The 26,935-nt window shown below is 63.2% G+C and carries 25 protein-coding genes; 12 read left to right on the plus strand and 13 right to left on the minus strand.

The features are described 5' to 3' along the window. Window positions 1-145: 145 nt before the first annotated feature. Genes BZL41_RS01745 through BZL41_RS01780 form a run of 8 tightly spaced genes read right to left on the minus strand, consistent with a single transcriptional unit; the run spans window position 146 to window position 8,228 of the window. Window positions 146-1,246, minus strand: a complete 1,101-nt coding sequence (locus BZL41_RS01745) for a chemotaxis response regulator protein-glutamate methylesterase (protein WP_095597704.1) — start codon at window positions 1,244-1,246, stop codon at window positions 146-148. Between the two features lie 21 nt (window positions 1,247-1,267). Continuing rightward, the gene (locus BZL41_RS01750; protein ID WP_095597705.1) at window positions 1,268-2,077 is read right to left on the minus strand and encodes a protein-glutamate O-methyltransferase CheR; all 810 of its coding nucleotides are present in this window, start codon (window positions 2,075-2,077) and stop codon (window positions 1,268-1,270) included. Then, window positions 2,077-2,589, minus strand: coding sequence for a chemotaxis protein CheW (locus BZL41_RS01755; protein ID WP_095597706.1), 513 nt, complete (start codon window positions 2,587-2,589; stop codon window positions 2,077-2,079). The genes BZL41_RS01750 and BZL41_RS01755 overlap by 1 nt, the downstream gene beginning before the upstream one ends. Before the next feature lie 11 nt (window positions 2,590-2,600). After that, the gene (locus BZL41_RS01760; RefSeq protein WP_095597707.1) at window positions 2,601-4,247 is read right to left on the minus strand and encodes a methyl-accepting chemotaxis protein; all 1,647 of its coding nucleotides are present in this window, start codon (window positions 4,245-4,247) and stop codon (window positions 2,601-2,603) included. 14 nt (window positions 4,248-4,261) lie between these two features. Then, the gene (locus BZL41_RS01765; protein WP_095597708.1) at window positions 4,262-6,478 is read right to left on the minus strand and encodes a chemotaxis protein CheA; all 2,217 of its coding nucleotides are present in this window, start codon (window positions 6,476-6,478) and stop codon (window positions 4,262-4,264) included. 12 nt (window positions 6,479-6,490) lie between these two features. Then, complete coding sequence (locus BZL41_RS01770; protein ID WP_095597709.1) at window positions 6,491-6,817, minus strand: STAS domain-containing protein; 327 nt, start codon at window positions 6,815-6,817, stop codon at window positions 6,491-6,493. Window position 6,818: 1 nt separating this feature from the next. Continuing rightward, window positions 6,819-7,184: a response regulator gene (locus tag BZL41_RS01775; RefSeq protein ID WP_084334057.1), complete on the minus strand. Its 366-nt coding sequence runs from the start codon at window positions 7,182-7,184 to the stop codon at window positions 6,819-6,821. Between the two features lie 21 nt (window positions 7,185-7,205). Beyond that, window positions 7,206-8,228: a methyl-accepting chemotaxis protein gene (locus tag BZL41_RS01780; protein ID WP_371916466.1), complete on the minus strand. Its 1,023-nt coding sequence runs from the start codon at window positions 8,226-8,228 to the stop codon at window positions 7,206-7,208. A gap of 317 nt (window positions 8,229-8,545) precedes the next feature. Between BZL41_RS01780 and BZL41_RS01785 the strand changes: the two genes are divergently transcribed. Both BZL41_RS01785 and BZL41_RS01790 read left to right on the plus strand, forming a co-directional pair. Continuing rightward, the gene (locus BZL41_RS01785) at window positions 8,546-9,481 is read left to right on the plus strand and encodes a chemotaxis protein CheV (protein ID WP_095597711.1); all 936 of its coding nucleotides are present in this window, start codon (window positions 8,546-8,548) and stop codon (window positions 9,479-9,481) included. 88 nt (window positions 9,482-9,569) lie between these two features. Continuing rightward, a complete protein-coding gene (locus BZL41_RS01790) occupies window positions 9,570-10,373 on the plus strand; it encodes an MOSC domain-containing protein (RefSeq protein ID WP_095597712.1) in 804 nt (267 codons plus the stop codon). A gap of 122 nt (window positions 10,374-10,495) precedes the next feature. Here the strand turns inward: BZL41_RS01790 and BZL41_RS01795 are convergent, their stop codons facing one another. Next, the gene (locus BZL41_RS01795; protein ID WP_095597713.1) at window positions 10,496-12,424 is read right to left on the minus strand and encodes a transglycosylase SLT domain-containing protein; all 1,929 of its coding nucleotides are present in this window, start codon (window positions 12,422-12,424) and stop codon (window positions 10,496-10,498) included. A 160-nt stretch (window positions 12,425-12,584) separates the two neighbouring features. Here BZL41_RS01795 and BZL41_RS01800 point away from each other — a divergent pair, with 160 nt between their 5' ends. Then, a complete protein-coding gene (locus BZL41_RS01800; protein WP_095597714.1) occupies window positions 12,585-14,495 on the plus strand; it encodes an ATP-binding cassette domain-containing protein in 1,911 nt (636 codons plus the stop codon). A gap of 13 nt (window positions 14,496-14,508) precedes the next feature. Continuing rightward, window positions 14,509-15,195, plus strand: a complete 687-nt coding sequence (locus BZL41_RS01805; protein WP_095597715.1) for a hypothetical protein — start codon at window positions 14,509-14,511, stop codon at window positions 15,193-15,195. A gap of 40 nt (window positions 15,196-15,235) precedes the next feature. Here BZL41_RS01805 and BZL41_RS01810 read toward each other — a convergent pair whose 3' ends face one another. Continuing rightward, on the minus strand, window positions 15,236-15,676 hold the full coding sequence (locus BZL41_RS01810) for a universal stress protein (RefSeq protein WP_084334050.1): 441 nt from the start codon (window positions 15,674-15,676) through the stop codon (window positions 15,236-15,238). Window positions 15,677-15,767: 91 nt separating this feature from the next. Between BZL41_RS01810 and BZL41_RS01815 the strand changes: the two genes are divergently transcribed. Further along, window positions 15,768-16,205: a hypothetical protein gene (locus BZL41_RS01815; protein ID WP_095597716.1), complete on the plus strand. Its 438-nt coding sequence runs from the start codon at window positions 15,768-15,770 to the stop codon at window positions 16,203-16,205. An 83-nt stretch (window positions 16,206-16,288) separates the two neighbouring features. Here BZL41_RS01815 and BZL41_RS01820 read toward each other — a convergent pair whose 3' ends face one another. Further along, a complete protein-coding gene (locus tag BZL41_RS01820) occupies window positions 16,289-17,095 on the minus strand; it encodes a hypothetical protein (protein ID WP_095597717.1) in 807 nt (268 codons plus the stop codon). A gap of 458 nt (window positions 17,096-17,553) precedes the next feature. On the opposite strand from BZL41_RS01820, the gene fadB reads away from it, so the two are divergent. From fadB to BZL41_RS01850, 6 genes are all read left to right on the plus strand, one after another. After that, on the plus strand, window positions 17,554-19,701 hold the full coding sequence (fadB, locus tag BZL41_RS01825) for a fatty acid oxidation complex subunit alpha FadB (RefSeq protein ID WP_095597718.1): 2,148 nt from the start codon (window positions 17,554-17,556) through the stop codon (window positions 19,699-19,701). Window positions 19,702-19,731: 30 nt separating this feature from the next. Continuing rightward, entirely contained in the window at window positions 19,732-20,907 is a 1,176-nt protein-coding gene (gene fadA / locus BZL41_RS01830) for an acetyl-CoA C-acyltransferase FadA (protein ID WP_095597719.1), read from the plus strand. Window positions 20,908-20,983: 76 nt separating this feature from the next. Then, window positions 20,984-21,220, plus strand: a complete 237-nt coding sequence (locus tag BZL41_RS01835; RefSeq protein ID WP_095597720.1) for a DUF1653 domain-containing protein — start codon at window positions 20,984-20,986, stop codon at window positions 21,218-21,220. A gap of 114 nt (window positions 21,221-21,334) precedes the next feature. Beyond that, on the plus strand, window positions 21,335-23,941 hold the full coding sequence (gene topA, locus BZL41_RS01840; RefSeq protein WP_095597721.1) for a type I DNA topoisomerase: 2,607 nt from the start codon (window positions 21,335-21,337) through the stop codon (window positions 23,939-23,941). Window positions 23,942-24,030: 89 nt separating this feature from the next. Continuing rightward, the gene (locus tag BZL41_RS01845) at window positions 24,031-24,549 is read left to right on the plus strand and encodes a DUF6586 family protein (protein WP_095597722.1); all 519 of its coding nucleotides are present in this window, start codon (window positions 24,031-24,033) and stop codon (window positions 24,547-24,549) included. 66 nt (window positions 24,550-24,615) lie between these two features. Beyond that, window positions 24,616-24,852 carry a hypothetical protein gene (locus BZL41_RS01850; protein ID WP_084334042.1) on the plus strand — a complete coding sequence of 79 codons (237 nt, stop codon included), beginning with the start codon at window positions 24,616-24,618 and terminating at the stop codon, window positions 24,850-24,852. A gap of 64 nt (window positions 24,853-24,916) precedes the next feature. Here the strand turns inward: BZL41_RS01850 and sulA are convergent, their stop codons facing one another. Both sulA and lexA read right to left on the minus strand, forming a co-directional pair. Then, on the minus strand, window positions 24,917-25,387 hold the full coding sequence (gene sulA / locus BZL41_RS01855; RefSeq protein WP_095597723.1) for an SOS-induced cell division inhibitor SulA: 471 nt from the start codon (window positions 25,385-25,387) through the stop codon (window positions 24,917-24,919). Between the two features lie 9 nt (window positions 25,388-25,396). Next, on the minus strand, window positions 25,397-26,008 hold the full coding sequence (gene lexA / locus BZL41_RS01860) for a transcriptional repressor LexA (RefSeq protein WP_095597724.1): 612 nt from the start codon (window positions 26,006-26,008) through the stop codon (window positions 25,397-25,399). A gap of 213 nt (window positions 26,009-26,221) precedes the next feature. On the opposite strand from lexA, the gene BZL41_RS01865 reads away from it, so the two are divergent. Further along, window positions 26,222-26,929 carry a TetR/AcrR family transcriptional regulator gene (locus BZL41_RS01865; RefSeq protein WP_095597725.1) on the plus strand — a complete coding sequence of 236 codons (708 nt, stop codon included), beginning with the start codon at window positions 26,222-26,224 and terminating at the stop codon, window positions 26,927-26,929. The last annotated feature ends 6 nt before the right edge of the window (window positions 26,930-26,935 follow it).

A 26,935-nucleotide genomic window follows, 5' to 3' on the forward strand; every position in this document is an offset into this window, starting at 1 on the left:
GGCCGTGATTTCGACCGTATGACTTAAAGGAGTTTCGGCGCCACGCGAAGTTCAGGATAGCTGAAGCTGTCCTGATGTCAGGTTCGGCTGGCAGGGCTTCGGTGCGGGCAGGCCCCGATATGGTTGCCGGGCGCTGTCGGAACAGTCAGCCCGAGCGCTTGCCGGCCTGGGCAACGGCGGGGAGGTCGGTGCGTCCGTACTGCTCGATCAGGCGCGGAATGCCTTGCAGCGACTCGGTGCTGTCCGCCGCCCCCATGCGCAGGGCTTCCTTGGGCATGCCGAACACCACGCAACTGGCTTCGTCCTGGGCCACGGTGCGGGCGCCGGCCTCGCGCATGCTCAACAGGCCGCGGGCACCGTCGTCGCCCATGCCGGTCATGATGATGCCCAGGGCGTTGTGCCCGGCGTGCCGTGCGACGGAGCGGAACAGCACGTCCACCGAGGGCTTGTGGCGGTTCACCGGCGGGCCGTCGAGCACTTCGACGAAATACTGCGCCCCGCTGCGCTGGAGCTGCATGTGCTTGCCGCCCGGCGCCACCAGCGCCAGCCCCGGGCGCACACGGTCCATGTGTTTGGCCTCGCGCACTTCGATGGCGCAAACGCTATTCAGCCGCTGGGCGAAGGCGGCGGTGAACTTCTCCGGCATGTGCTGGACGATGACGATGCCGGGGCAGCCCACCGGCAACTGGCGCAATACCACTTCCAGCGCCTGGGTACCGCCGGTCGAGGTGCCCAGCGCCACCACGCGGTCGGTGGTGGTCAGGTTGACGGGCGAGGGCTTTTCCGTATTCGCCGAGGCCGGCTGCTCGGCCACTTTTCGCGGCATCGCGCGGGGCTGGCTGCGGGCGGCGACCTCGATCTGGCGGATCAGGTCGCCGGACATTTGCTGCAGGCTCTCGCGCAGCCCCAGCCTGGATTTGGTGAAGATGCCCACGGCGCCAGCCGCCAGTGCATCCAGGGTCACCGCCGCGCCGGCTTCGGTGAGGGTCGAGCAGATGATCGCAGGCGTCGGCCGCTCCGCCATGAGCTTGCGCAGGAAGGTGATGCCGTCCATGCGTGGCATCTCGACATCCAGCACCAGCACGTCGGGCCACTGCTTGCGCATCTTCTCCAGGGCGAACAGGGGATCGGCGGCCTGGCCGATCACCTGGATGCCCGGGTGGTTGTCCAGGCAGGCGGTCAGCACCTGCCGTACCAGCGCCGAGTCATCGACGATAAAGACCTTGATCAACGGAGCGGTAGGCATGGTGCATTCCATCCAAGAACGTCATAGGCGCTCGAACACCGACGGGCGCAGGGTACGTAGCGGCAGGTCGAAGCCGTGCAGGCTTTCGGCATGGCCGATGAAGAACAGGCCGCCGGGGCGCAGACGCTCCAGCAGGCGGACGGCAATCGCGCGTTTCTGTTCGGAGGCGAAGTAGATCAGCACATTGCGCAGGAAGATCACGTCGAACGGGCCGATTTCCTGGGGCAGGGGGCGCATCAGGTTGACCTCGGCGAAGGTCACACGGTGGCGGAGCGGCTGGTTGATGCGCAGCAGTCCCTCGCTTTCTTCCACGCCGCGCAGGCAGTAGCGCTTGAGCCAGCCGGGGGGAAACTGGCCGGCCTGGTCGATGGAGTAGGTGGCGCTGCGCGCGCGATCCAGCACGCGGCGGCTGATGTCGCTGGCGAAGATCGACCAGTCTTGGGTGCGGGCATTCTCCGCGACCGTCATGGCCATGCTGAAGGCTTCTTCGCCGGACGAGCTGGCGGCGCTCCACATGTGCAGCGGGCGGCGCTGTGCGGCGACCCAGTCGCCGAGCACGGTGAAGTGCTGGGGCTCGCGGAAGAAGTAGGTCTCGTTGGTGGTCAGCAGGTCGATGACCGTGCGCCGCTCTTCGCGCGACTCGGGGCGCGTCAGCAGGCGCAGGTACTGGCTGTAGTCGCGCAGCTCCAGGGCCCGCAGGCGGCCCATCAGGCGCCCGGCCATCAGGGTGCGCTTCTGCTCGGCCATGCGGATACCGGATTCCTCCAGCATCAATTGCTGGAGGAAGCGGAAGTCCTGGTCGCTGAGCTTGGGCAGGTGGCTGCTGGACATCATCCGCTGGCCTGTTGGGCGAGGCTCAACTGGCGGATATCGTCGAGCGAGAGCACCCGTCGTACATCGAGGATGATGGTGAAACCGCGCTCGTCGCGGGCCATGCCAGCGATGAAGTCGGTGCGGATTCCGGCACCGAACGGCGGCGCCGGCTCCACCTCGGTGCTGTCGATGTCGAGCACGGCGTCCACCGCATCGACCACCAGGCCGATGCGTTGCTGCTGGTCGTCCAGTTCCAGTTCGATGATGACGATGCAGGTGCGCTTGCCCGGCTCGGTCAGCTCGAAACCGAAGCGCGCCGCCAGGTCGAGCACCGGCACCACGTTACCGCGCAGGTTGATCACGCCGTGGATGAAGGCCGGCATCATCGGCACGGTGGTGATCTGCCCGTATTCGATGATTTCCCGTACCAGCTCGATGGGCAGTGCATAGCGCGCCTGGCGCACGCGGAACGACAGGTGCTGGATGCTCGCCAGCGGCATCTCCGCTTTGACGATCTGAGGCAAATTCATCGCGCCCGTCCTCAGTTGAAGCTGACGAACTGGCCTTCGTCGGCCAACAGGTGGGCGGCCGACGGCTTGCGTTCGCTACGGCGGACCACCTCGCTGCGTGCCGGCTCGCGGCGTGGCGTGTGGTGCGATTCGCGGGCGCCGCTGGCGTCGATGCGGAAGTAGCTGATCAACTCCTGCAACTGGCCGGCCTGGGCATTCATCTCTTCGGCGGTGGCTGCCAGCTCCTCGGAAGCCGAGGCATTCTGCTGGGTGATCTGGTTCATCTGGCTCATGGCGATGTTGATCTGCCCGGCACCGTTGCTCTGCTCCTGCGAGGCGGCGGTGATTTCCTGCACCAGGTCGGAGGTTTTCTGGATGTTCGGCACGATCTGGTCGAGCAGCGAGCCGGCCTGTTCGGCCAGGTGCACGCTGTTGCTCGCCACGCCGCCGATCTCCTGCGCGGCGACCTGGCTGCGCTCGGCCAGCTTGCGCACCTCGGCGGCCACCACGGCGAAGCCCTTGCCATGGTCGCCGGCGCGGGCGGCCTCGATGGCGGCGTTCAGGGCCAGCAGGTTGGTCTGGTAGGCGATGTCGTCGATGATGCCGATCTTGTCGGCGATCTGTTTCATGGCGACCACCATATCGCGCACCGCCCGGCCGCCTTCGACGGCGTCGTTGGCTGCCTTGCCGGCAATGCCGTCGGTGATCTTGGCGCTTTCGGTGTTCTGCGCGATGGATGCCGACATCTGCTCCACCGAGGCGCTGGTCTGCTCGACGCTGGCGGCCTGTTCGGTGGCGGCCTGGCTGAGGGACTGCGAGGTGGCGCTGACTTCTTCCGAGGCGGAGGAGAGCGAGTCGGCCGCGCTACGCACGTCGCCGATGATGTTACGCAGGCGCTCGGTCATGTGTTTCATGGCGGCGAGCAGCTTGCCGGTCTCGTCCTTGCTGTCCACCTCGACCTGCACCCCGAGATCGCCGGCGGCCAGGCTGTCGGCCACGCTGACCGCACGGTTGAGCGGACGGGTGATGCTGCGGGTGACGAGGAGGCCGATGGCGAAGCCGAGCAGCGAAGCGATGACCACCAGGCCGATCAGTTCAGTGCGCGAGGAGAGATAGATGCGGGTGATTTCGTCGTTGGCTTCCTTGGCGCGTTGCAGTTTGCGCTCCACCAGGTTGGTCATGGTGTCGTCCACGCGCTGGCCTTCTTCGCGCATCCGCGGCAGGAGGGCGGTGACCGCGCTGGCTTCGGCGAGCGCGCCGGTGGCGGCGTGGGTGTTGAGAACCTCGTTGGCGGTGCGCTCGTAGTTGGCCATTGGTTCTTTCATGGCTTCGAACATGGCCTTGGCTTCCGGAGAGGAGAAGCTGGCAGCAGCCTTGTCGATGAACCCATGCATGTTCTTGAACGCCTGGCGAACCTGCTCCATGGATCGGTCGCGCTCCTCGACGCTGGTGGCCAGCAAGGCGCTGCGGATCGAGCGACCGGCATAGATCAGTTGCATGTTGGCGTTCTGCATGTCGTTCAGCGCGAGCATCTCGCGGTTGTACATGCTGTCGGAAAGATCGTTGACCTGCGCCAGGCTGGCGATGCCCATCAGCCCGACGGTGAGCGTGAGAATCACCACCAGGGTAAAGCCAGCGATCAGGCGGACGCCGATCTTGAGGTTGCGGATGAATTGCATGGCGGAGTTACTCCTCAGAAGCCACTAATGTCCATACGAGGTTGACGAAGATCGCCAGCACTGGCCTCGACGTGGTTTTGCAGATGACGGAACAAACTGGGGATATCCAGGATCAGGGCGACTTGCCCGTTGCCCAGGATGGTCGAGCCGCCGATGCCTTGCAGGTGCTGGAACAGCAGGCCGAGCGGCTTGATTACGGTTTGCAGTTCGCCGTGCAGGTTGTCGACGACCAGCCCGGCCTGTTGCCGGCCCTGGTTGACCACGACGATGTTGCGGCGCTTGCTGCGGCTGGCCGGCAGGTCGAAGTGCGCGGCCAGGGAAATGCACGGCAAGGGTTTGCCGCGCAGGTTGAGGTAGCCATAGGCGCTGTCGCCGAGTTGGCCGGCGTCCATCTCCAGGCATTCGGTGACCATGTCCAGGGGGACGACGAAGTACTCCTCGCCGAGGCTGATCAGGAAGCCGTCGATGATCGCCAGGGTCAGCGGCAGGCGGATGCGGAAGGTGCAGCCGGCGCCGAGCGCCGAGTCGATCTCGATGCTGCCGCGCAGACCGTCGATCACGCTGCGCACCACATCCATGCCGACTCCGCGACCGGACAGGTCGGAGACGTTGTCGGCGGTGGAAAAGCCGGCGGCGAAGATCAGCGCGTGGATGTCGTGCTCGGCGAGATTAGCCTGCGGATCGATCAGGCCCCGGTCGATGGCCTTCTGGCGGATGCGCTCGGTGTTCAGACCGCGTCCGTCGTCGGCTACTTCGATGACGATCTGGCCCGACTCATGGTAGGCATTCAACTGGAGCTGGCCCTCGGCCGGCTTACCGGCGGCGAGGCGCTCCTCGGCCGATTCGATGCCGTGGTCGATGGCGTTGCGCACCAAGTGGGTGAGCGGGTCGGCGAGTTTGTCGATCACCGACTTGTCCAGCTCGGTGTCGGCGCCACGAATCTCCAGGCGGATATTCTTTCCAAGCTGCTGGCTGACGTCGCGCACCACCCGGTGGAAGCGGTTGAAGGTGTCGCCGATCTCGATCATGCGTAGCTTCAGCGCGGCCTCGCGGATGAGTTCGACGTGCTGGTTGACGGTCTGGGTGGTCTCGACGCAGCCGGCATCGCCATGGGATTGCGCGCGCAACTGGGCGCCGGCGGCACTGATCACCAGCTCGCCGACCAGGTTGATGAGTTCGTCCAGCTTGTGCGCGGCGACGCGAATCTGGCTGCTTTCCAGGCTGCGCTTCTCGCGTGCCGATTGCTGCTTGGCCAGGGCGGCGTTGACCGCTTGCGGGGCGACCATGCCTTCCTCGACCAGCACGCTGCCGAGCTGCGGTTTCTGCTCGCTGGCCTGTGCCTGCAATGCCAGCCCTTGCTCCAGTTCGTGTTCGGTGAGCAGACCGCTGGCGACCAGGATGCGGCCGACGCGCTGATCGGTTTCCGGCAACTCGTGGATCAGTTGCAGGTAGTCCTCCAGCGCGCTGTTCGGCGGCAGGATGCGCAGGGTGGAGAAATCGTGGATGAACTCGAAGACTTCTTCGATTTCCGCCTTGCTGGCGTTAGTGCACAGGTCGATCTCGAGCCCCAGGTAGCAGCTTTCCGGGTCCATCCCGGTGAGCGACGGCAGGCTTTCGTCGATCACGTCGAGGTGCAGGATGTCGCCCAGGCGGTTCAGGTAGCGGACGAACGCGGCTGGATCGAAGCCATTGCGGAACAGGTCGGGGTGGAAACGCAGGGAGATGTGCCAGGCGCCGTCGGCATCGCAATTGGCGCACTTTTCCAGGCGCCCGCGGTTCGGGCAGGCGGAGGGAGCGGCGACCTGGGTGGCGGGAGTCTGCTCCACGGCCTGCCCGCTGTGCTCGGCGAGGGCGGCGAGCAGTTCGTTCTGGTGGGCTTCGTCCACCGGCAGTTCGCCGCTGTCGATGTCGATCAGGGAGACCATCGAGGCGATTTCGTCCAGGCAACGCAGCATCAGCGAGACCAACGGCGGCGTCAGCGTCCGTTGACCGTCGCGCACCGCCATCAGCAGGCTTTCCAGGTGATGGGTGAAGCTGACCAGGGGCGTCAGGGAAAACAGCCCGGCCGAGCCCTTGAGGGTGTGCATGGCGCGGAACAAGCCATTGATGGCGTCTTCGTCGTCAGGCGTCTGGTCGAGCTGCAGCAGGTACTCCTCGGCCTGTTTGATCAGGTCGCTGGCTTCTTCGATGAAACCCTGGAGCAGTTGGCTCCATTGATCTCCATTGAGCATGGGCGTCTCCAATCAGGCCTTCGCCGGCAGCACGTCGGGGTAGAGCGGCTGCAGACGGAGCAGTTCGAGCATGCCGAGGACCTCGCCGGCCGGGCCGGTCACCTCCAGGCGTGCCTGGTGCTGCGTCAGGTGGCGCTGCAGGGCGAGCAGCAATTGGGCGCCGGCGCTGTCCAGTTCCTCCAGCTCGCTGAGGTCCAGCAGCCAATGGCGTGTCTCGGCGGAAGAAACCAGGGCGCCGAGCAACGCCTCGTGGGCCTGCCTGACTTCGTAGATGGTCAGGCTGCCGACGAGGGCGAGGCGCTCGGGCTGGTGCTGGCTGTCGTGACGGACGTCGAACATGTCAGCCGGCCAGCTTGTCCACGGCCGCCAGCAGCTGCTGCGGCTGGAAGGGCTTGACGATCCAGGCCTTGGCCCCGGCGGCCTGGCCCTCGGCCTTCTTGCCCTGCTCGCTTTCGGTGGTGAGCATGACGATCGGCGTGAAGCGGTATTCGTTGCGCGCCTTCACTTCCTTTACCAGGCCGATGCCGTCGAGGTTGGGCATGTTCACGTCGCTGATGATCAGGTTGATCTTTTGCCCGTTGAGCTTGGTCAGGGCGTCGCGCCCGTCGACCGCTTCGATCACGGTGTGGCCGGCCCCGGAGAGGGTCATCTTCACCAGTTGGCGCATGGAGAGGGAGTCGTCGACGATCAGGATGGTCTTGGCCATGGCAGGTTGCTCCTTAGGTAATCAGAAAAAGGTCACGTCGTTCTGCGAGGCGCTGCGGCGGCTGCCGTGGCGTTCTTCGTCGGTGGTGAAGCGGTCGCGCAGGTCCTTCAGCCAGCGGCCGGGGTTGGCGAGGCTGCCATCCTGCTCGCGCACGGCCTGCTGCAGGCGGCCAAGGTCGATCTGCAAATGGTCGAGCATCTGGTCGGTACGGTCTTGGAATTGCAGGTTGACGATGATTTCCTGGATGTCCGCCTGGGTGGTACGGGTGTCCTGCTGCAACTGCAGGGAGGTGTCGGACAGTTCGTCGAGGTTGGCGCTGAGGCGCTGCATCACCTGGCCGGCGACCTCATCGAGGTAGTCGAGGTTGCTCTTTTCGCTGCCGGACAGCTCTTCGGCGGCGGTCACTGTGGAGCGGATCGCCTGGTTGATCTCGCCGACCTTCTCGCTCATGCGCTGGCCGGTTTCGGCGGACAGGCTGGACAACTTTCGCACTTCGTCGGCGACCACCGAGAAGCCACGGCCGTGTTCGCCGGCGCGGGCGGCCTCGATGGCGGCGTTGAGGGCGAGCAGGTTGGTCTGGCTGGCGATGTCCTGGACCAGCTTGGACATCTTCTGCAACTCGCTGGCGTAGCTGTCCAGGTGAGCAATGGTGCCGAGCAGTTCGTTCTTGCGGGCGCTGGCGCCGTGGAAGGAAGCGATCACTTCGTCGAGGCGCTGGTGGGCCTGGCGCAGGCTGTCGGCCACGCCGCCGCCGCCGATGACGTTCTCCGAGCGGCTGAGGGTATGCTCCAGGCGCTGGCTGAGCCCGGCGAAACGCTCGAACAGGCGCTGGATGTTGTCCTGCACCAGTTGGCGGACCTGGCCGAGATTCTGGCTCCAGGCCGGCAGCACTTCCAGCAGGAGCGGTTCGACGCTGGCGGGTGCCGGCGCGTCGAGCAGCGTGTCGGCGGCCGGGGGAAGGTCCGAATGGGCCGGTTTCTGTGGGCGATTGAACAGGGCGGCCAACGCGCTCAGCGCGCAGCCCGCGCCGGTCAGCCACGGCATGCCGGCGGCCAGCCCGGCGAGGCTGGTCGCTATTCCTAGCCAGAGGGCGGAGTAGGCGAGCACGGGTACGGTCTCTTTCGAATGACGATGTCCAAAACGATAGAGGCTGGTACGTCAGTGCGGTATCGGGGGCTCCCCTAGGGGGCCCTAGGGGCGCCCCGATGAGGTGTCGTAGAGCCGGGGAAGGCTGGTAACTCTGGCGAGCGGCGAGTATGGTGGCTAAAAGCCATGCTGTGGTTTTTTCGGGCGTTGCCGATAACCCCTTACCGGGCTCCGCGCCCCGATGCGATCAGTTCATTTTTCTGTAGGAGCAGGCTATGGCCGGCATTCTCGACTCCGTGGATCAACGTACCCAACTGGTGGGTGAGAACCGCCTGGAGATTCTCATGTTCCGCCTCAGCGGGCGTCAGTTGTTCGCGATCAACGTGTTCAAGGTGCAGGAAGTCCTGCAGATGCCCAAGCTGACCCTGATGCCGCAGCGGCACCCCTACGTGTGTGGCGTCGTCAACCTGCGCGGGCAGACCCTGCCGGTGATCGACCTGTCCCAGGCCATCGGCATGCGCCCGCTGGTGCCGGATGAGCGCAGCACCATCATCGTCACCGAATACAACCGTTCCGTGCAGGCCTTCCTGGTGGGCGGTGTCGATCGCATTCTCAACCTCAACTGGGAGTCCATCCTGCCGCCTCCGGGAGGTGCCGGGCGCCAGCACTACCTGACCGCGATCACCAAGGTCGACGACAAACTGGTGGAAATCATCGACGTGGAGAAGGTGCTGGCGGAGATCGTGCCGTACAACGCGAAGGTTTCCGCCGATCGCCTGGCCGATCCGTTGCTGGAGCAGGTCCGCGGCCGCGAGGTGCTGTTGGTGGACGACTCCAGCGTCGCCCTGGCGCAACTGCGCGAAACCCTGACCCAGTTGGGCCTGAAGATCCACACCGCCAGCGACGGCCTCAAGGGCCTGAATCAACTGAAGAAGTGGGCCGATGCCGGCGAGGTGATGACCGACAAGCTGCTGATGGTCTTCACCGACGCCGAAATGCCGGAAATGGACGGCTACCGCCTGACCACGGAAATCCGCCAGGACCCGCGCCTGCGTGACCTTTACGTGGTGCTGCACACGTCGTTGTCCGGCAGCTTCAACGACGCCATGGTGAAGAAGGTTGGCTGCGACGATTTCCTCTCCAAGTTCCAACCGGACAAACTAGTGGATGTGATCCGCGACCGGCTGCTACGCGGTGCGGCCGGGACCTGATTGGTCGACTGGAGGGCTCTGCGAAGGGGCTTGTGGCGACGGCGGGCAGCTCGTATAAGAGCGTTTTGCCTGAACAGGAAGTCGGTCCATGCGTCTCTCCGCGCTCTATCGTTATCCCCTCAAATCCTCCCTCGGCGAGCCCCTGCAACGGGCGGAGCTGGATGCCCTGGGATTGGTCGGCGACCGACGCTGGATGGCGGTCGACGCGGAGAGCGGCCGCTTTCTGACCCAGCGCCTGCTGCCGCAGATGACGCAATTGTGCGCGCGCTGGCAAGGGAGTGAGCACCTGTTGCTGAGTGCACCGGGGCTGGAATCGCTGAGCGTCGCCGTGCCGGACGAAACGGCGTCGCTGCGGGGTGTGGTCATCTGGCGCGATACGCTGCAGGTGCCGGATGCCGGCGATGCCGCAGCGGCCTGGCTGAGCGATCTGCTGGGGCGGCCGTGTCGCCTGGTCTACGTGCCGGAGGCCCGCGCCCGGCAGGTCAACACCCAATATGCCGAGCCGGGCGAGAAAGTGGCGTTCCCCGATGGCTACCCGTTGATGGTGATCGGCCAGGCTTCCCTGGACGACTTGTCGCGGCGGGTCGGCCGTCCGCTGGAAATGCTGCGCTTCCGGCCGAATCTGGTGGTGGAAGGCTGCGCGCCTTATGCCGAGGACAGTTGGAAGCGCATTCGCATCGGTGGCCAGACCTTCCGCATCGCAAAGGGCTGCTCGCGCTGCATCATCACCACGATGGACCCGCACACCGGCGAGCGCAGCGCCGACCGCGAACCGCTCACCACGCTCAAGACTTACCGCGAACGCGACGGCGAGGTGTACTTCGGCCAGAATCTGATCCACGGCGGTAGCGGCGCGCTCGAGGTTGGCATGGACGTCGAAGTGTTGGAGTGAGGTGAGGGAAGTCCTGGCGCGGCGGTTTTTCGCAGGCTACGCAGGCAGTCCCGGTTGCGCTGTAGGGGCGAATTCAATCGCCCGCCGTGGCCTGGATTGCCAGAAGAACCGCCTGCCCCGAATCACTGATCGTCAAAGAACCGTTCGTGCCAATCGACCAGTGGCTGCGGCGCATTGAGCTTCTGCCCGTAGATCACTGAATAGGACAGCACGTTCTGCACGTACTGGCGGGTCTCGTCGAACGGGATGGTTTCCACCCAGACGTCGAAGGCCAGGTGATTGGCCCCCCGCAGCCACTGGCGGACCCGGCCGGGGCCGGCGTTGTAGGCGGCGGAGGCGAGGACGCGGTTACCGCCGAACTGCGCATGCACCTGGCTGAGGTAGGCCGCGCCGAGCTGAATGTTGACGTTGGGGTTGAGGGCCTGTTGCGGTGAGGCCAGGGGGATACCGAACTTGCGTGCGGTTTCCTTGGCGGTGGTCGGCATCAGTTGCATCAACCCCATGGCGCCCACCGGCGAGCGGGCGTCGGCCATGAAGGCGCTTTCCTGGCGGGTGATGGCGAAGACCCAGCTCGAATGCAGTCCGCGCGCCTTGGCTTCGCTCACCAGACTGTTCTGGTAGGCCATCGGGAAGCGTACCTCCAGGTCATCCCAATACTGCGCCTGGCTGATGGTGCGGATGGCCGGGAAGTACCATTCGAGGTCGTAGGCCAGGCGGGCCTGGGCCACCAGTTCCTCACGGCTGAACAGGCGGCTGACGTGATACCACTCGCGCCGCCCGTCGACAATCTGGCCGCGGGCATGGAATTCCAGGGCGCGGCGGATGCCGGCGGTGTTGCGTACCTTCTGCACGACCTTCGGGTCGAGCGGCAGCGGCCGGTTGTTCAACTGGTAGGGCTCCTGGATGCGGTCGGCGGCGAGGAAGCCGTAGAAGTCGCGCTCGGCGGCCACTGGTTGGTAAAGCGTGATGGCCTGCTGGTTCTGCGGCTGGGCCAGTTGCAGACTGCGCGCCTGCCAGTAGCGCCAGCGGTTGCTGGTCGCAAGCTCTTGGGGCAACTGCCGGGTCAACTGATGAGCCTCGTCCCAGCGGCCGAGACGCAACAGCAGGCGGGCACGCCATTCGGAGACGGTGTTGTCGCGCAGTTCCGGGTCGTACTCGGCCATCACCTGCAACGCCCGGGCGTCGAAGCGCTTGGCCAGGGTCAGGCCGATCTCGCGGGCGATTGCCACCTTTTCTTCGGCGGAGAAGGGCAGTCGCTTGGCATAGATATCCAGCAGGGGCAGGGCTTTTTCCGGGTCCTGGCGGGCCAGCCGGCGCAGGCCGAGGCCGACCACGTCGGCCATGGCGCGGTCGGCGGGTGCGAAGCGGGCGGTCTGGCCGAGCAGCTCGGGCTTCTGCGCCACATCGACCAGTAGCTGTCCCTGTTTGGAGAGGGTTGGCAGCTTCTTCACCAGGAAGCTGGCCAGCCCATAGTTACGGGCTTCAGCCGCCAGCTTGGCGCGTTTCCAGCGCTTTTCCTCGGTCAACTGACCTTCGGCGGCCCAGCGGTCGAACAGGCGGTCGCACGCTTCCGGTTGCGACTTGCCGACCAGCCAGAGCTTCTCGGCGGTGGCGAAACCTTCGGCGCGCATGCCATGGCCCAGCTGATACTGGCCGTAGAGGCAGTCCAGCTCGGTGAAATTCATCGAGGGATCGTAGTACTTGATGAAGGTCTGCCACTCGCCCCGTTCGGCCAGCCAGCGCAGCCAGCGCAATTTCATCCAGTTGGCCTGGGGCAGGTCGCCGTGTTCGGCGAGGAACTTCTCGATTTCGTCGTTGCTGGCCCATTTCAGACGGGCGGTCAGCTCGTCGTACGCGAGGTACGGCTCGAGAGGGTAGTCGCGCAGGGCGCTGGCGTAGCGCTTGTATGGGCCGTTATCGCCCTTGGCTAGGGCGCGCTTGGCTTCGTCGTAGTACTGGCGTTGCTGGGCAAGACTGACGGCTTGCGCGGTGTTGAGGGTTGCAGCGGAGAGCAGGAAACAGGAAAACAGGCAAAACAGACGACCGCGCATGACACTTCCGAACGGATAACCAAAGGAGCGCCATCGAGGGCGCAGACAGCCCTAGCTTAGCCGTTGCCAGGGGGAGGTGAAAGCGTTCCTCGGCGGAGAAAAGCCGGTCTGCCGACCCTTCAACTCGGGTAGAATGCGCGCCCTGTTTCAGGAGATGCCCATGACTCTGCTCAAGTTCGCCGATGTGTCCCTCGCCTATGGCGCCATGCCCCTGCTGGACCATGTGTCCTGGCAGATCGCCCGCGGCGAGCGGGTCTGCATTATCGGGCGCAACGGTACCGGCAAGTCGAGCCTGCTGCGTCTGGTCAAGGGCGACCAGCCCGCCGACGATGGCGAAATCTGGCGGGCGCCGGGGCTGAAGATCGGTGAGCTGCCGCAGGAATTGCCGCGGGCCGACGAGCGTACCGTGTTCGACGTGGTGGCCGAGGGGCTTGCAGGGGGCGGCGAGCTACTCGCGCAGTATCACCACCTCAGCCAGAACATCCGCGACGACGCCGATCTGCAGAAGCTCACCCAGGTCCAGCATGAGTTGGAGGCGAAGGATGGCTGGCGTCTTCAGCAGTTGGTGGACAGCACCCTGAGCCGCCTCCAACTGCCGGCGGACAAGACCCTGGCGGAGCTGTCCGGCGGTTGGCGGCGGCGGGTCCTGCTGGCCCAGGCGCTGGTTGCCGAACCGGACCTGCTGCTGCTTGACGAACCGACCAACCACCTGGACATCGGCGCCATCGCCTGGCTGGAAGAAGCGTTGCTCGGTTTCCAGGGGGCCGTGCTGTTCATCACCCACGACCGCGCCTTCCTGCAGAACCTGGCCACCCGCATCCTCGAACTGGATCGCGGCCATCTGATCGACTGGAATGGCGACTATGCCAGCTTCCTGGTGCACAAGGAACAGCAACTGGCGGCGGAGGAAACCGCCAATGCGCTGTTCGACAAGCGTTTGGCCCAGGAAGAAGTGTGGATACGCCAGGGCATCAAGGCCCGCCGGACCCGTAACGAAGGCCGCGTCCGTGCGTTGAAGGCGATGCGCGCCGAGCGCAGCGAGCGTCGCGAGCGCCAGGGCAAGGCCAACATCCAGCTGGAAGCGGCGGACAAGTCCGGCAAGCAGGTGATCGTCGCCGAACATGTGAGCTTCGCTCATCCGGGCGGCGAGCCGCTGGTCCGTGATTTCTCTATCGTCATCCAGCGTGGCGACCGCATCGGCCTGCTGGGCGCCAACGGTACCGGCAAGACCACGCTGCTCAAGTTGCTGCTCGGCGAGTTGCAACCGACCAGTGGCACCATCCAGGCCGGTACCCGCCTGGAAGTGGCTTATTTCGACCAGTTGCGTCACCAGTTGGAGCCGGAGAAGACGGTCATCGACAACCTCGCCGAAGGGCGCGAGTTCATCACCATCGATGGCCAGAACCGCCATGTACTCAGCTATCTCGGCGATTTCCTGTTCAGCCCGCAGCGGGCCCGCACGCCGGTGAAGGCGCTGTCCGGCGGTGAGCGGGCACGCCTGTTGCTGGCCAAGCTGTTCAGCAAGCCGGCCAACCTGCTGGTGCTGGACGAACCGACCAACGATCTCGACGTGGAAACCCTGGAGTTGCTCGAAGAAGTGCTGCTCGGCTTCCAGGGCACTGTGCTGATGGTCAGCCACGACCGGGCCTTCCTCGATAACGTGGTGACGAGCACCTTGGTGTTCGAAGGCGAAGGGCGTGTCCGCGAGTATGTCGGCGGTTATCAGGACTGGCTGCGCCAGGGCGGTTCGCCGCGTCTGCTGGGTGTGGGCGAAGCCAAGCCGGAGAAGCTCGCCGCACCGGCGAAGGCGGAGGTCCCGGCCGCTACGCCGAGCGAGACGGCAGCGCCGGCCCGGAAGAAGCTGAGTTATAAATTGCAGCGCGAATTGGAAGCGATTCCCGGGCAGATCGATGTTCTGGAGGCCGAGCTTGCCGTATTGCAGGGCCAGATCGCCGACCCGGCGTTCTATCAGAAGCCGCCGGCGGAAACCGGGGCGGTCCTGGGGCGGATGGAGAGCCTGCAGCGCGATTTGGATGCCCTGCTGGAGCGCTGGGCTGAACTGGAGGAGTGATCAGGGAACGGTTATGGCCATCGAATATCGCATCACGCTCGATGATGAACATGAGTTCAACTATCGGATCGAGCTGGATCGCCAGTACGACCAGGAGCGTGCTGCCATCGCGCCGAAGTGGACGCGCCTGGATTACCAGCAGTGCAGCAACTGCCCGCTGAAAAAGGAGCAGTTCAGCCATTGTCCCGCGGCGGTGGACCTGTACCGGGTCATCGAGGACTTCCACGGTCTGCCGGCCATCACCAAGGCGCAGGTCTGGGTGCGTACGCCGGAGCGCGAGTACAGCAAGCTGGTCGGTCTGGAAGAGGGGTTGCGGGCGCTGCTCGGGGTGATCATGGCCACCAGCGCCTGTCCAGTGCTCGGTCGGTTGAAGCCGATGGCGCAGCACCACCTGCCATTCGCCAGCAACCAGGAATTCATCCTGCGCACGGTTTCCCTGTATCTGGCGCGCCAGTATTTCAACTACCGAGAAGGCCGCCATGCGGACTGGGAGCTGAAAGGCCTCGTACGCCTGTTCCAGCAGTTGCAACTGGTCAACCAGGCGTTCTGGCAGCGTATTCACGACACTTGCGAAGGCGACTCGAACCTCAAGGCGTTCCTGACCTTCTTCTCGATGTCGTCGAGCATGACCTATTCGCTGGAAACCCAGCTGCAGAAGATCCGGCCGTTGCTGATGAGCCCGGGAGATCTTCTCGAATAACTTCGGCCGTGCGGGCAGGGCGAGCCTGCCCGCCGGAACCTCACTCGGGTTTCTTCAGGCGCACGGCAAGCACGTCGCAGGGTGCGCCATGCAAGACGTCATTGGCGGTGGAGCCCAGCAGCAGGGCGAGGCCGTGCCGGCCGTGGCTGCCGACTACGATCAGGTCGCAACCCTGTTCAGTGGCCAGGCGATGGATTTCCTGGCGCGGTTGACCATAGGCAAGGTGGCGTTGATCGGCGGTCAGCTCGGGATAGCGACCGGCAAAGGTATTGAGGCGTTCGCGGGCCTGTTCGAACTGCTGCTGCTGCAGCATCGACAGATCCATGGGGACATCGCCACCGAACGCCATGGCCATGGGCTCCACGATGTGCACCAAGGACAGGCGGGCTTGGCAACTATTGGCCAGGGCCTGGGCGCGTATCACCACCGGGTGGCATTCCTCAGTCAGGTCGACGGCGACCAGAATGTGCTGGTAGGTCATGGCGAAGTTCTCCTCCAAAGTGTGGGGATTAATCACAAGTATGGCTGTAATGGCTGCTTGTAACAGCTTTCGGGTAACAAGGATTTCCGTCGTGACGCTCTGGTTGACTCTCGTACTCCTGGCTCTCCTGCTCAGTCCGCTTGCCTGGCTGTTGCCTTCCCACCGTCAACGGGGGCAGATGGAAATGCGCCTGGCTGCGCGCCGGATGGGCTTGGCGATGCAGTTGTCGCGCCAGGAATGGCCGCACTGGCTGGGCCGGCAACCGCCGAACCCGTGCCCGCAGTATCACCGTCCGCGCCGCGCCGGTCGTGGGGACAGTTGGTGTTTCTGGCGATCCGAATCCGGCGAATGGTTGAACCAGTGGCGCGAACCTTGCGCGGACGAGGCGTTGGCGGCCCGGCTCGCTGAGCTTCCGATGGATGTCTACAAGATCGAGGCAAATTCGCAGATGATAGCCCTGTGTTGGGGCGAGCGGGGCGATGCGGAGGCGTTGCAGCGGGTTGCGGATGTGCTGGCTGCGCTCGCCTGAGGCGCAGAAAAAAGCCCGGTGGGTTGCACCGGGCCGTAGCGTATGGCCAGACAGGCCGGAAATCGTGTTGCGCCGGGCCGGGTTCACAGGCTTTGCGCGGCATATTGGGCAGAGAGTACTTCAAGCGCTTCGATAATTCGATCCGAATATTTGCTGATGACGAAAGGAACGCTGTTCTCATTATAGTTTTTCAGCGATTTTTCGATGTAACGCCATTTCGTGCCGATGGCCTGCAAGCCCTGTCGGGTCTCTGCGGTGTTGGCCGGCGCCGCTTCCAGGCGCGTGAGTCCGGTCGAGAACTGTTCGGCCAGTTCGTCGATCGCCTTGCCCTCATTGCCGCCGAAGAATGTTGCCCCGACCGACGCGCTGCGTGAAGCGTAGTCCAGCGCGATATTCTGCATCAGCAGGCTCTGTTCGCGGCTTTGCTGAGTCAATGGCGGGACGTTGAAGGCACTCTCCCGCTGGATTCTGGCATACAGCTCTCCGCTCAGCTCCATCAGTTGCCGATTGCGTTCGGCCAGATCGGCGACGGGCTGGAGGTCGGTGAACCCTTGGCTCTTCAGCGTACTGACCAGCGCCTGGAGGTCATTTTCATAGCCTTGCCATTCTTGGGCGAGACGGGTGGCGAGTGCTTTCGAGCTTTCGCCGGGCAACTCCCCCAGCTTATCGAGGCGGCCACGGGACAATTGCAGCGACTCATCGATCATGCGCGCGTAGCGCTGGTCGCCTTCCATGCCATTGAACATGAAGAACGCCGCCAGGCTTCGTTGGGTGGCGAGGCGTTGCTGATGCAAATCGAGCAGCGTGGCGCTCGGGTCGGCCGCCCAGGCGGGCAGGGCCAGACAGAGGGCGAGGAGGGTGCTCGAAAGAGTGCGCAGACGGTTCGGCATGGACGACTCCGTTGGCCCGTTGATTCCCGTTTGTTGTTCTTCTGTTCACAGGCCTGGGCGGGCCGTGCGGGGCGACTCTACCTGTAGCCGGCAGGTTTGACCAGCTAGCGGACGGGCAGGGTGCCAGTATCGGTAGCGTTGGCGAATGCCTGCACATAGATGCTGTGAATGTTGCTTTCCAGGGCCTCGGTGGCTCCGTTGCCGGGCGAAAGCGAGCGCACAACGGCGGCGTCCTCCAATTGACAACGGCCGGATTTTACCCGATGGTGTGCACACCCAAATCAAACGGGCGTATGAATTGAGCGTTTGCCTCAGGCGGCGGCTCTAAAACAAAACCCGATTATCACGTCGGCGGGTGTACCAGACAGTTCGAGGCTATGCTCCGGCTGCGCCGCAGGTAAGTCCGCGGCTGGTGTCCGATGTGCACTGTTCAGCTTCCATACCGTGGAGATCAGTTGATGATTTACGAAGGTAAAGCCATCACGGTTAAGGCTCTTGAGGGCGGCATCGTCGAATTGAATTTCGACCTCAAGGGTGAGTCCGTCAACAAATTCAACCGTCTCACCCTGAACGAGCTACGCGAATCCGTGGATGCCATCAAGGCGGACGGTTCGATCAAAGGCGTGGTCGTCACCAGCGGCAAGGACGTGTTTATCGTCGGCGCCGACATCACCGAGTTCGTCGATAACTTCAAACTGCCCGACGAAGAGCTGGTTGCCGGCAACCTCGAAGCCAACAAGATCTTCAGCGATTTCGAAGACCTCGGCGTGCCGACGGTCGTCGCCATCAATGGCATCGCCCTCGGTGGCGGTTTCGAGATGTGCCTGGCCTGCGACTACCGTGTCATGGCGGACAGCGCCAAGGTCGGTTTGCCGGAAGTCAAGCTGGGCATCTACCCGGGCTTCGGCGGCACCGTTCGTCTGCCGCGTGTGATCGGCACCGACAACGCCATCGAGTGGATCGCCTCCGGTAAGGAAAACAAGGCCGAAGACGCGCTGAAAGTCGGCGCTGTCGATGCCGTTGTCGCCGCCGACAAGCTGCAGGCCGCTGCCGTTGACCTGATCAAGCGTGCCATCTCCGGTGAGCTGGACTACAAGGTCAAGCGCCAGCCGAAGCTGGAAAAGATCAAGCTGAATGCCATCGAACAGATGATGGCTTTCGAAACCACCAAGGGCTTCGTCGCCGGCCAGGCCGGGCCGAACTACCCGGCGCCGGTCGAAGCGATCAAGACCATCCAGAAGGCCGCCAACTTCACCCGTGACAAGGCGCTGGAGGTCGAGGCCGCCGGCTTCGTCAAGCTGGCCAAGACTTCTGTCGCGGAAAGCCTGATCGGCCTGTTCCTGAACGATCAGGAGCTGAAGAAAAAAGCCAAGAAGTACGACGAACTGGCCAAAGACGTGAAGATGGCTGCCGTACTCGGTGCCGGCATCATGGGCGGTGGCATCGCCTACCAGTCCGCCGTCAAGGGCACGCCGATCCTGATGAAGGACATCCGCGAGGAGGCTATCCAGCTCGGCCTCGGCGAAGCAGCCAAGCTGCTCGGCAAGCGCGTCGAGAAGGGCCGCCTGACTCCCGAGAAGATGGCTCAGGCACTCAATGCCATCCGTCCGACCCTGTCCTACGGCGATTTCGGCACTGTCGACATCGTGGTCGAGGCCGTGGTCGAGAATCCGAAGATCAAGCAGGCCGTGCTGTCCGAAGTGGAAGGGTTGGTGAAGGAGGACGCGGTCCTCACCTCCAACACCTCGACCATTTCCATCAGCCTGCTGGCCCAGGCGCTCAAGCGTCCGGAAAACTTCTGCGGCATGCACTTCTTCAACCCGGTGCATATGATGCCGCTGGTGGAAGTGATCCGTGGCGAGAAGACCGGCGAAACCGCTATCGCCACCACCGTTGCCTATGCCAAGAAAATGGGCAAGACCCCGGTCGTGGTCAACGACTGCCCGGGCTTCCTGGTCAACCGCGTGTTGTTCCCGTATTTCGGCGGCTTCGCCAAACTGCTGGAGCTGGGCGTCGATTTCGTCCGCATCGACAAGGTGATGGAGAAGTTCGGCTGGCCCATGGGGCCGGCCTACCTGTCCGACGTGGTCGGCATCGACACCGGCCACCATGGCCGCGACGTGATGGCCGAGGGCTTCCCGGATCGCATGGCCGTCGAGGGCAAGACTGCCGTTGACGTGATGTACGAAGCCAATCGTCTGGGTCAGAAGAATGGCAAGGGGTTCTACGCCTACGAAACCGACAAGCGCGGCAAGCCGAAGAAGGTCTCCGATCCGCAGGCCTACGAAGTGCTCAAGCCGATCATCCGCGAACAGCGCGAACTGACCGACGAGGACATCATCAACTTCATGATGATCCCGCTGTGCCTGGAAACCGTCCGCTGCCTGGAAGATGGCATCGTCGAAACGGCTGCCGAAGCCGACATGGGCCTGATCTACGGCATCGGCTTCCCGCCCTTCCGTGGGGGTGCGCTGCGTTACATCGATTCCATCGGTGTAGCCGAATTCGTGGCCCTGGCCGACAAGTACGCCGACCTGGGTCCGCTGTACCACCCGACCGCGAAGCTGCGTGAAATGGCCGCCAAGGGCCAGAGCTTCTTCGGTTAATCGCGGACAGATGAGAGCGAGAGTAGAACTATGAGCCTGAATCCGAGAGATGCCGTCATCGTCGACTTCGGTCGTACCCCGATGGGTCGTTCCAAGGGCGGCATGCACCGCAACACCCGTGCCGAGAACATGTCGGCACACTTGATCAGCAAGCTGCTGGAGCGCAACCCGCTGGTCAACCCGGCGGAAGTGGAAGACGTGATCTGGGGTTGCGTGAACCAGACCCTGGAGCAGGGTTGGAACATCGCCCGCATGGCGTCGCTGATGACCCAGATTCCGCACACCAGTGCCGGCCAGACCGTCAGCCGCCTGTGCGGTTCGTCCATGAGCGCCCTGCACACTGCGGTGCAGGCGATCCAGACCGGCAATGGCGATGTGTTCGTCATTGGTGGCGTGGAGCACATGGGGCACGTCGGCATGATGCACGGCGTAGACCCGAACCCGCACCTGTCGCTGTACGCCGCCAAGGCGTCCGGCATGATGGGCCTGACCGCCGAAATGCTCGGCAAGATGCATGGCATCAGCCGCGAGCAGCAGGACGCCTTTGGTGAGCGTTCGCACCGCCTGGCGCACAAGGCTACCGTCGAAGGCAAGTTCAAGGATGAAATCATCCCGATGCAGGGCTACGACGAGAATGGCTTCCTGAAGGTGTTCGACTATGACGAAACCATTCGTCCCGACACTACTCTGGAAAGCCTGGCGCAACTGAAGCCGGCCTTCAATCCGAAGGGTGGCACCGTGACTGCAGGCACCTCTTCGCAGATCACCGACGGTGCATCCTGCATGATCGTCATGTCCGCCCAGCGCGCCAAGGACCTTGGCATCCAGCCGATGGCCGTGGTGCGTGCCATGGCGGTGGCAGGCGTCGACCCAGCCATCATGGGCTACGGTCCGGTGCCGTCCACCCAGAAAGCACTCAAGCGTGCCGGCCTGACCATCGACGACATCGACTTCGTCGAGCTGAACGAAGCCTTCGCCGCCCAGGCTCTGCCGGTACTGAAGGACCTCAAGCTGCTCGACAAGATGGAAGAGAAGGTCAACCTGCATGGTGGTGCCATTGCGCTGGGCCACCCGTTCGGTTGTTCCGGTGCGCGTATCTCCGGTACCCTGCTGAACGTGATGAGGCAGAACGGCGGTACTCTGGGCGTGTCTACCATGTGCGTAGGCCTCGGCCAGGGCATCACCACCGTCTTCGAGCGCATCTGAGCGTCCTAAGCAATCGGTGGTACGAGCCGGGGCCTGGTGCCCCGGCTTTTGTTTTTGTGCAGAGAGGGAATCCGTGATGCGAGTTCAACCCGGCCTCTATCGCCATTACAAAGGGCCCGAGTATCGGGTATTTGGTGTGGCCCGGCATTCCGAGACGGAAGAAGAGCTAGTGGTGTACCAAGCGCTGTACGGCGAGTACGGACTCTGGGTGCGCCCGCTGCGCATGTTCACCGAGACCGTCGAGGTGGATGGTGAAAGTGTTCCGCGTTTTGCATTGATCAAGGCGGAAAAGACGCTGTTCGAGCAGCCTTGACCTCCTATCGCCGAACCGGGGCGCTTGACCTTGCCTCGGCCACCACTATATATAGCGGTGCCGCGCCAGGCGGCTCCCGCCTTTCATTTACCGAATTCAGGAATTTTCCGATCCATGGGCAAATCGCTGGTCATCGTGGAATCCCCGGCCAAGGCCAAGACCATCAACAAGTACCTGGGCAGCCAGTACGTGGTGAAGTCGAGCATCGGCCATATCCGTGACCTGCCCACCAGCGGTTCGTCCAGCAATGGCAAGGAGCCGGCGAAGCGCGGCAAGACTGCCGCCGAGGCTCCGGCGTTGTCGGCGAAGGAAAAGGCCAAGCGCCAGCTGTTCTCGCGCATGGGTGTCGATCCCGAGCACGGCTGGAAAGCCAAATACGAGATTCTGCCGGGCAAGGAAAAGGTGATCGACGAGCTTCGCCGCTTGGCCAAGGATGCCGACACCATCTATCTCGCAACCGACTTGGACCGCGAAGGGGAGGCCATCGCCTGGCACCTGCGCGAGTCCATCGGTGGCGACGAGAGCCGCTACAAGCGCGTGGTTTTCAACGAAATCACCAAGAAAGCGATCCAGGAAGCGTTCTCCGCACCCGGCGATCTGGACATCAATCGGGTCAACGCCCAGCAGGCGCGGCGATTCCTCGACCGCGTGGTCGGCTACATGGTGTCGCCGTTGCTCTGGCAGAAGATCGCCCGCGGCCTTTCCGCCGGCCGCGTCCAGTCGGTAGCGGTGAAGCTGGTGGTCGAGCGTGAACGCGAAATCCGCGCCTTCGTTCCGGAAGAATACTGGGAAGTGCATGCCGACCTGTCCACGGCGAAGAATGCCCAGGTGCGTTTCGAAGTGGTCCGCGAGCGGGGCGAGGCCTTCAAGCCGCTCAACGAAGCACAGGCCATGGCGGCGCTGGAGAAGCTCAAGGCTTCCAGCTATCGCGTGGTCAAGCGCGAGGACAAGCCGACCAGCAGCCGTCCGTCGGCTCCGTTCATCACGTCCACGCTGCAGCAGGCGGCGAGCAACCGTCTCGGCTTCGGTGTGAAGAAGACCATGATGATGGCCCAGCGTCTCTACGAGGCGGGCTACATCACTTATATGCGTACCGACTCGACCAACCTTTCGGCGGACGCCATCGGCATGGTCCGGGGCTTCATCGAGGGCGAGTTCGGTCAGAAATACCTGCCGGCGAAGCCGAATGTCTATTCCAGCAAGGAAGGCGCCCAGGAGGCTCACGAGGCGATCCGTCCGTCCGACGTCAATCTGCGGCCGAACCAACTGTCCGGCATGGAGCGTGACGCCGAGCGTCTCTACGAATTGATCTGGCGTCAGTTCGTCGCCTGCCAGATGCCTCCGGCCGAGTACCTGTCGACCACTGTCAGCGTAGCGGCGGGCGACTTCGAACTGCGTGCCAAGGGGCGCATCCTCAGATTCGACGGCTATACCCGGGTACTGCCCCAGCAGAGCAAGCCGGGCGAAGACGACGTGCTGCCGGAGATGAATGAAAGCGAGATGCTGAAGCTGATCAAGCTCGATCCCAGCCAGCATTTTACCAAGCCGCCGGCGCGCTACTCCGAAGCCAGTTTGGTCAAGGAGCTGGAAAAGCGTGGTATTGGCCGGCCGTCGACCTACGCGGCGATCATCTCAACCATCCAGGAACGCGGTTACGTCACTGTGCATAACCGTCGTTTCTACGCGGAGAAGATGGGCGATATCGTGACCGACCGTCTTTCCGAGAGTTTTTCCAACCTCATGGACTACGGCTTTACTGCCGGGATGGAAGAGCATCTGGATGATGTTGCCCAAGGTGAGCGTGACTGGAAGCACCTTCTCGACGAGTTCTATGCCGATTTCAAGAAAAAGCTGGAAACCGCCGAGGCCAGCGAGAAGGGCATGCGTGCCAACCAGCCGACACTGACCGACATTCCCTGCCGCGAATGCGGACGGCCTATGATGATTCGTACCGCCTCCACTGGGGTCTTCCTCGGTTGTTCTGGGTACAGTCTGCCGCCGAAAGAGCGTTGCAAGGCAACCATCAACCTGATTCCGGGTGACGAAATCGCGGCGGATGACGAGGGCGAGTCGGAATCCCGCGTTCTGTTGGGCAAGCACCGTTGCCCGATCTGCTCGACGGCGATGGACGCCTATCTGTTGGACGAGAAGCGTAAGTTGCACATCTGCGGCAATAACCCGGACTGCAGTGGCTACGAGATCGAGCAGGGCCAGTACCGTATCAAGGGTTACGAAGGGCCGAGTCTCGAATGTGACAAGTGTGGCAGCGAGATGCAGTTGAAGACCGGCCGCTTCGGCAAGTTCTTTGGATGCACCAACCCGACCTGCAAGAACACCCGCAAGTTGCTGAAGAACGGTGAGCCAGCACCGCCGAAGATGGATGCGATCAAGATGCCGGAGCTCAAGTGCGAGAAGGTCGACGACATCTATGTGCTGCGTGACGGTGCATCCGGTTTGTTCCTGGCGGCCAGTCAGTTTCCGAAGAACCGCGAGACCCGTGCGCCCTTAGTCAGTGAGTTGATCCCGCACAAGGATGAATTGGATCCGAAGTATCACTTCCTCCTGGAGGCGCCACAGAAGGACCCAGAGGGCCGCCCGGCAGTGATTCGTTTCAGCCGCAAGAGCAAGGAGCAGTACGTGCAGTCCGAGGTCGATGGTAAGCCTACCGGCTGGCGTGCGTTCTACGACGGCAATCGTTGGAAAGTCGAAGACAAGCGCTGATCGGACAAAACGTGCCTCCGGTTCTGCCGGAGGCGCGTATAGTCCGGTAGATTCTTCCGGCACTTTACGCGTACCTCTGGAGGCGCCGTATGGCCCACGAGCTTTATACCCGTACAAACCAGAAGCTCTACTTCGCCGGTCTGGCGCTGGAGGCGTGGAAACGTGCCGAAACCGGGCAGGCGATGAACGCCCAGGCACTGATCCAGGCCGAGCGCGAGTCCGCCTTGTTTCATCTCTATGGCGCCGTTCTGGGCCTTTGCCATGAAATCGCCGGTTTCTATCGTTTGCCCGAGGCGCGCGCGCCCAGGGTCGATATGCTGTTGAACCAAGCGGTCCTGAATGCTGCGCCCAGCCCTGAGCTGGCCGAGCTGGTGGAGTTGGCGCAGCAACCCGAAACATGGCTTGGGCGCCTCCTTGCGGCCTACACTGCGCTGTTCCAACCACCACAAGCGCCGAAGAAGGCCAAAGTCGACCCGACCGTGCCATTGATCGAATCGGTCGATCTGGAAGCGGAGGAGCCTTCGCTCGGTCGCGATGAGCTGGAAGAGTGGCGCAAACAGCTGAAAGGTCTGGCGCTACGTTTCCGTGAAACACTGACAGAGTGTTGAGCCGAACGGTTAGAGACGTATTCCTTCAGGCTGGTACAATGGCTAGCCTTCGCTTGAGATTGACTTATGCCTACTTCCTTCCTCGAAATTGTTGAGCTGCCCGATGGGCGCATTGCCTTGCGCCGAGCGGAGGATGAGGAAGCGTTGGTAATCCTCGACTTCTCGGCAGATGCCAAGGCTTTCCTGCAGGGTCACCATGTGGAAGTCGCCAAGGCCATGCTGAGCGTCGGCGTGCAGATGGCTGGCCGATTGGCCGAAGGGGATTTCGAGCGGGATGAGGAAGGACCTCGCGTCCTGCACTGAGCCAAGCTTCCTACCATTGATCGCCTGCTGCATCGAGGCGTGGCACCTCCGTGTGCCGTTGTGATCAACCCAGACGAATATTCAGGCTTTGCGCGCTACCCAGGCGGGCGGCGGAGGCAAGGTTCTGGCGTGCCTCGAAGTCGAGCGGGTTCAACCAACTGACGACGGTGTGGCTGCGGCCCAGGCGCAGGGCTTCGCAGGCCAGTTCAAGGCTGGTTTGCTGACCGCGTGGATGCAGCAGGAGAATCCGCTCACGGTTCAGGCCGGCCTCGCGCAACCAGCTATGGGTCAGGCTGGAAGGCGGAGCGATGAGCGTAAGCCAGCGTAGATCGGTTTCTTCGCTCAGCTCCCGAAGGATGGGCGCCAGCAGGTGGAGGCAGTGCCCGGCCGCTCCGCTCAGCGACAGTTCGCTGAAGGCCTCGGGTTCGGGCCAATGGGGCTCGGTTTCATCGGCCAGTAATGGCACGGCGGGTTGGCCGAGAAAAGCCTCGAACAGGGGAAGCTGGGGAAGGTCAAGCGGCTGCGAGAACTGCATAACGTCTCCTTAGCGGCGGATTACGCCGACACTCAAGCCTTCGATCGTCAGGTTCTGTTGTTCCAGATCGACTTCGATAGGGGCGAATTCCGGATTTTCCGCGATGAGCCAGACCTTGTTGCCCTCGCGCTTGAAACGCTTGACCGTGACGTCGTCATCCAGGCGAGCGACCACGACCTGGCCATTGCGGGCCTCGCGGGTGGCATGCACGGCCAGTAGGTCGCCATCGTAGATACCGATGTCCTTCATGCTCATGCCGCGGACACGTAGCAGATAGTCGGCACGGGGATGGAAGAAATCCGGATTGATCCGGCAGGATTCTTCGACATTCTGTTGCGCTAGAATCGGCGCACCGGCAGCGACCCGGCCAATGACCGGCAAGCCGTCTTCCTCGGCGTTGTTCGGCTCGAACCCAGGGATGCGAATGCCCCTGGAGGCACCGGGGGTCATTTCGATGGCGCCTTTGCGGGCAAGGGCCTTGAGATGCTCCTCGGCGGCGTTGGGAGACTTGAAACCGAGCTCCTGGGCGATTTCGGCCCGGGTGGGCGGATAGCCATTGTCTTCCAGGCAACGCTTGATGAAGGCGAGAATCTCGGCTTGGCGGGGCGTCAGTTTCAGCATGTCTTGGCTCTGTTTTTTTATACAGTGCCTGGGATTATATACAGTGGGAGGCGGTTGGCAATCCTTTCGCTTGTCGGTTCGTGCCTGGTCACGGCCGTCCGAGTGTGGTCGTCGCCAATCGTGACCGGCCGGCCAAAAGTCGGCTCGTGCGACTTGACAAGCCGGTGCGCTGAAACGTATGTTTCAAACAAGTGTTTGTCAGGTGGAGGATCCATGGCTCAGTCAGAAACCGTCGAACGCATCCTGGATGCTGCGGAACAGCTGTTCGCGGAGAAGGGCTTCGCCGAAACCTCCTTGCGCCTGATTACCAGCAAGGCCGGGGTCAACCTGGCTGCGGTGAACTATCACTTCGGTTCCAAGAAGGCCCTGATTCAGGCCGTCTTCTCGCGGTTCCTTGGGCCGTTCTGCCTCAGTCTCGAGCGTGAGTTGGATCGTCGCCAGACCAAGTCTGAAAGCCATGCCAGTCTGGAAGAGCTACTGGAAATACTGGTCGAGCAGGCTTTGGCGGTAAAGCCCCGCAGCGGTAACGATCTGTCTATTTTCATGCGTCTTTTGGGCTTGGCTTTCAGCCAGAGCCAGGGGCACCTGCGCCGCTATCTGGAGGACATGTACGGCAAGGTTTTCCGGCGCTACATGCAGTTGGTTCACGAAGCCGCGCCGAAAATGCCGCCCATCGAACTGTTCTGGCGCGTGCACTTCATGTTGGGTGCCGCTGCGTTCAGTATGTCCGGGATCAAGGCTCTGCGCGCCATCGCCGAGAATGATTTTGGCGTGAACACTTCGATCGAACAGGTGATGCGCTTGATGGTCCCGTTCCTGGCCGCCGGTATGCGGGCCGACAGTGCGGTGACCGACGAAAAGCTGGCCAACGCCCAGCTCAAACCGCGCAGCAAGACCGCTCCGGCGCCTGCCAAAGTTTGATCTGTC

Source organism: Pseudomonas sp. PIC25, assembly GCF_002286785.1.
GTDB lineage: Bacteria > Pseudomonadota > Gammaproteobacteria > Pseudomonadales > Pseudomonadaceae > Pseudomonas_M.

Coding starts and splice junctions, on each gene's coding strand:
- BZL41_RS01810 (WP_084334050.1), bottom strand. CDS start 15,676: ATGACCTACCAGCACATTCTGGTCGCCGTCGACCTGACTGAGGAATGC.
- sulA (WP_095597723.1), bottom strand. CDS start 25,387: ATGCAGTTCTCGCAGCCGCTTGACCTTCCCCAGCTTCCCCTGTTCGAG.
- BZL41_RS01865 (WP_095597725.1), top strand. CDS start 26,222: ATGGCTCAGTCAGAAACCGTCGAACGCATCCTGGATGCTGCGGAACAG.
- BZL41_RS01790 (WP_095597712.1), top strand. CDS start 9,570: ATGCGTCTCTCCGCGCTCTATCGTTATCCCCTCAAATCCTCCCTCGGC.
- BZL41_RS01750 (WP_095597705.1), bottom strand. CDS start 2,077: ATGTCCAGCAGCCACCTGCCCAAGCTCAGCGACCAGGACTTCCGCTTC.
- BZL41_RS01760 (WP_095597707.1), bottom strand. CDS start 4,247: ATGCAATTCATCCGCAACCTCAAGATCGGCGTCCGCCTGATCGCTGGC.
- BZL41_RS01770 (WP_095597709.1), bottom strand. CDS start 6,817: ATGTTCGACGTCCGTCACGACAGCCAGCACCAGCCCGAGCGCCTCGCC.
- BZL41_RS01745 (WP_095597704.1), bottom strand. CDS start 1,246: ATGCCTACCGCTCCGTTGATCAAGGTCTTTATCGTCGATGACTCGGCG.
- BZL41_RS01765 (WP_095597708.1), bottom strand. CDS start 6,478: ATGCTCAATGGAGATCAATGGAGCCAACTGCTCCAGGGTTTCATCGAA.
- BZL41_RS01845 (WP_095597722.1), top strand. CDS start 24,031: ATGGCCCACGAGCTTTATACCCGTACAAACCAGAAGCTCTACTTCGCC.
- fadB (WP_095597718.1), top strand. CDS start 17,554: ATGATTTACGAAGGTAAAGCCATCACGGTTAAGGCTCTTGAGGGCGGC.
- BZL41_RS01805 (WP_095597715.1), top strand. CDS start 14,509: ATGGCCATCGAATATCGCATCACGCTCGATGATGAACATGAGTTCAAC.
- fadA (WP_095597719.1), top strand. CDS start 19,732: ATGAGCCTGAATCCGAGAGATGCCGTCATCGTCGACTTCGGTCGTACC.
- BZL41_RS01850 (WP_084334042.1), top strand. CDS start 24,616: ATGCCTACTTCCTTCCTCGAAATTGTTGAGCTGCCCGATGGGCGCATT.
- BZL41_RS01785 (WP_095597711.1), top strand. CDS start 8,546: ATGGCCGGCATTCTCGACTCCGTGGATCAACGTACCCAACTGGTGGGT.
- BZL41_RS01780 (WP_371916466.1), bottom strand. CDS start 8,228: ATGCCGTGGCTGACCGGCGCGGGCTGCGCGCTGAGCGCGTTGGCCGCC.
- topA (WP_095597721.1), top strand. CDS start 21,335: ATGGGCAAATCGCTGGTCATCGTGGAATCCCCGGCCAAGGCCAAGACC.
- lexA (WP_095597724.1), bottom strand. CDS start 26,008: ATGCTGAAACTGACGCCCCGCCAAGCCGAGATTCTCGCCTTCATCAAG.
- BZL41_RS01800 (WP_095597714.1), top strand. CDS start 12,585: ATGACTCTGCTCAAGTTCGCCGATGTGTCCCTCGCCTATGGCGCCATG.
- BZL41_RS01755 (WP_095597706.1), bottom strand. CDS start 2,589: ATGAATTTGCCTCAGATCGTCAAAGCGGAGATGCCGCTGGCGAGCATC.
- BZL41_RS01795 (WP_095597713.1), bottom strand. CDS start 12,424: ATGCGCGGTCGTCTGTTTTGCCTGTTTTCCTGTTTCCTGCTCTCCGCT.
- BZL41_RS01820 (WP_095597717.1), bottom strand. CDS start 17,095: ATGCCGAACCGTCTGCGCACTCTTTCGAGCACCCTCCTCGCCCTCTGT.
- BZL41_RS01775 (WP_084334057.1), bottom strand. CDS start 7,184: ATGGCCAAGACCATCCTGATCGTCGACGACTCCCTCTCCATGCGCCAA.
- BZL41_RS01835 (WP_095597720.1), top strand. CDS start 20,984: ATGCGAGTTCAACCCGGCCTCTATCGCCATTACAAAGGGCCCGAGTAT.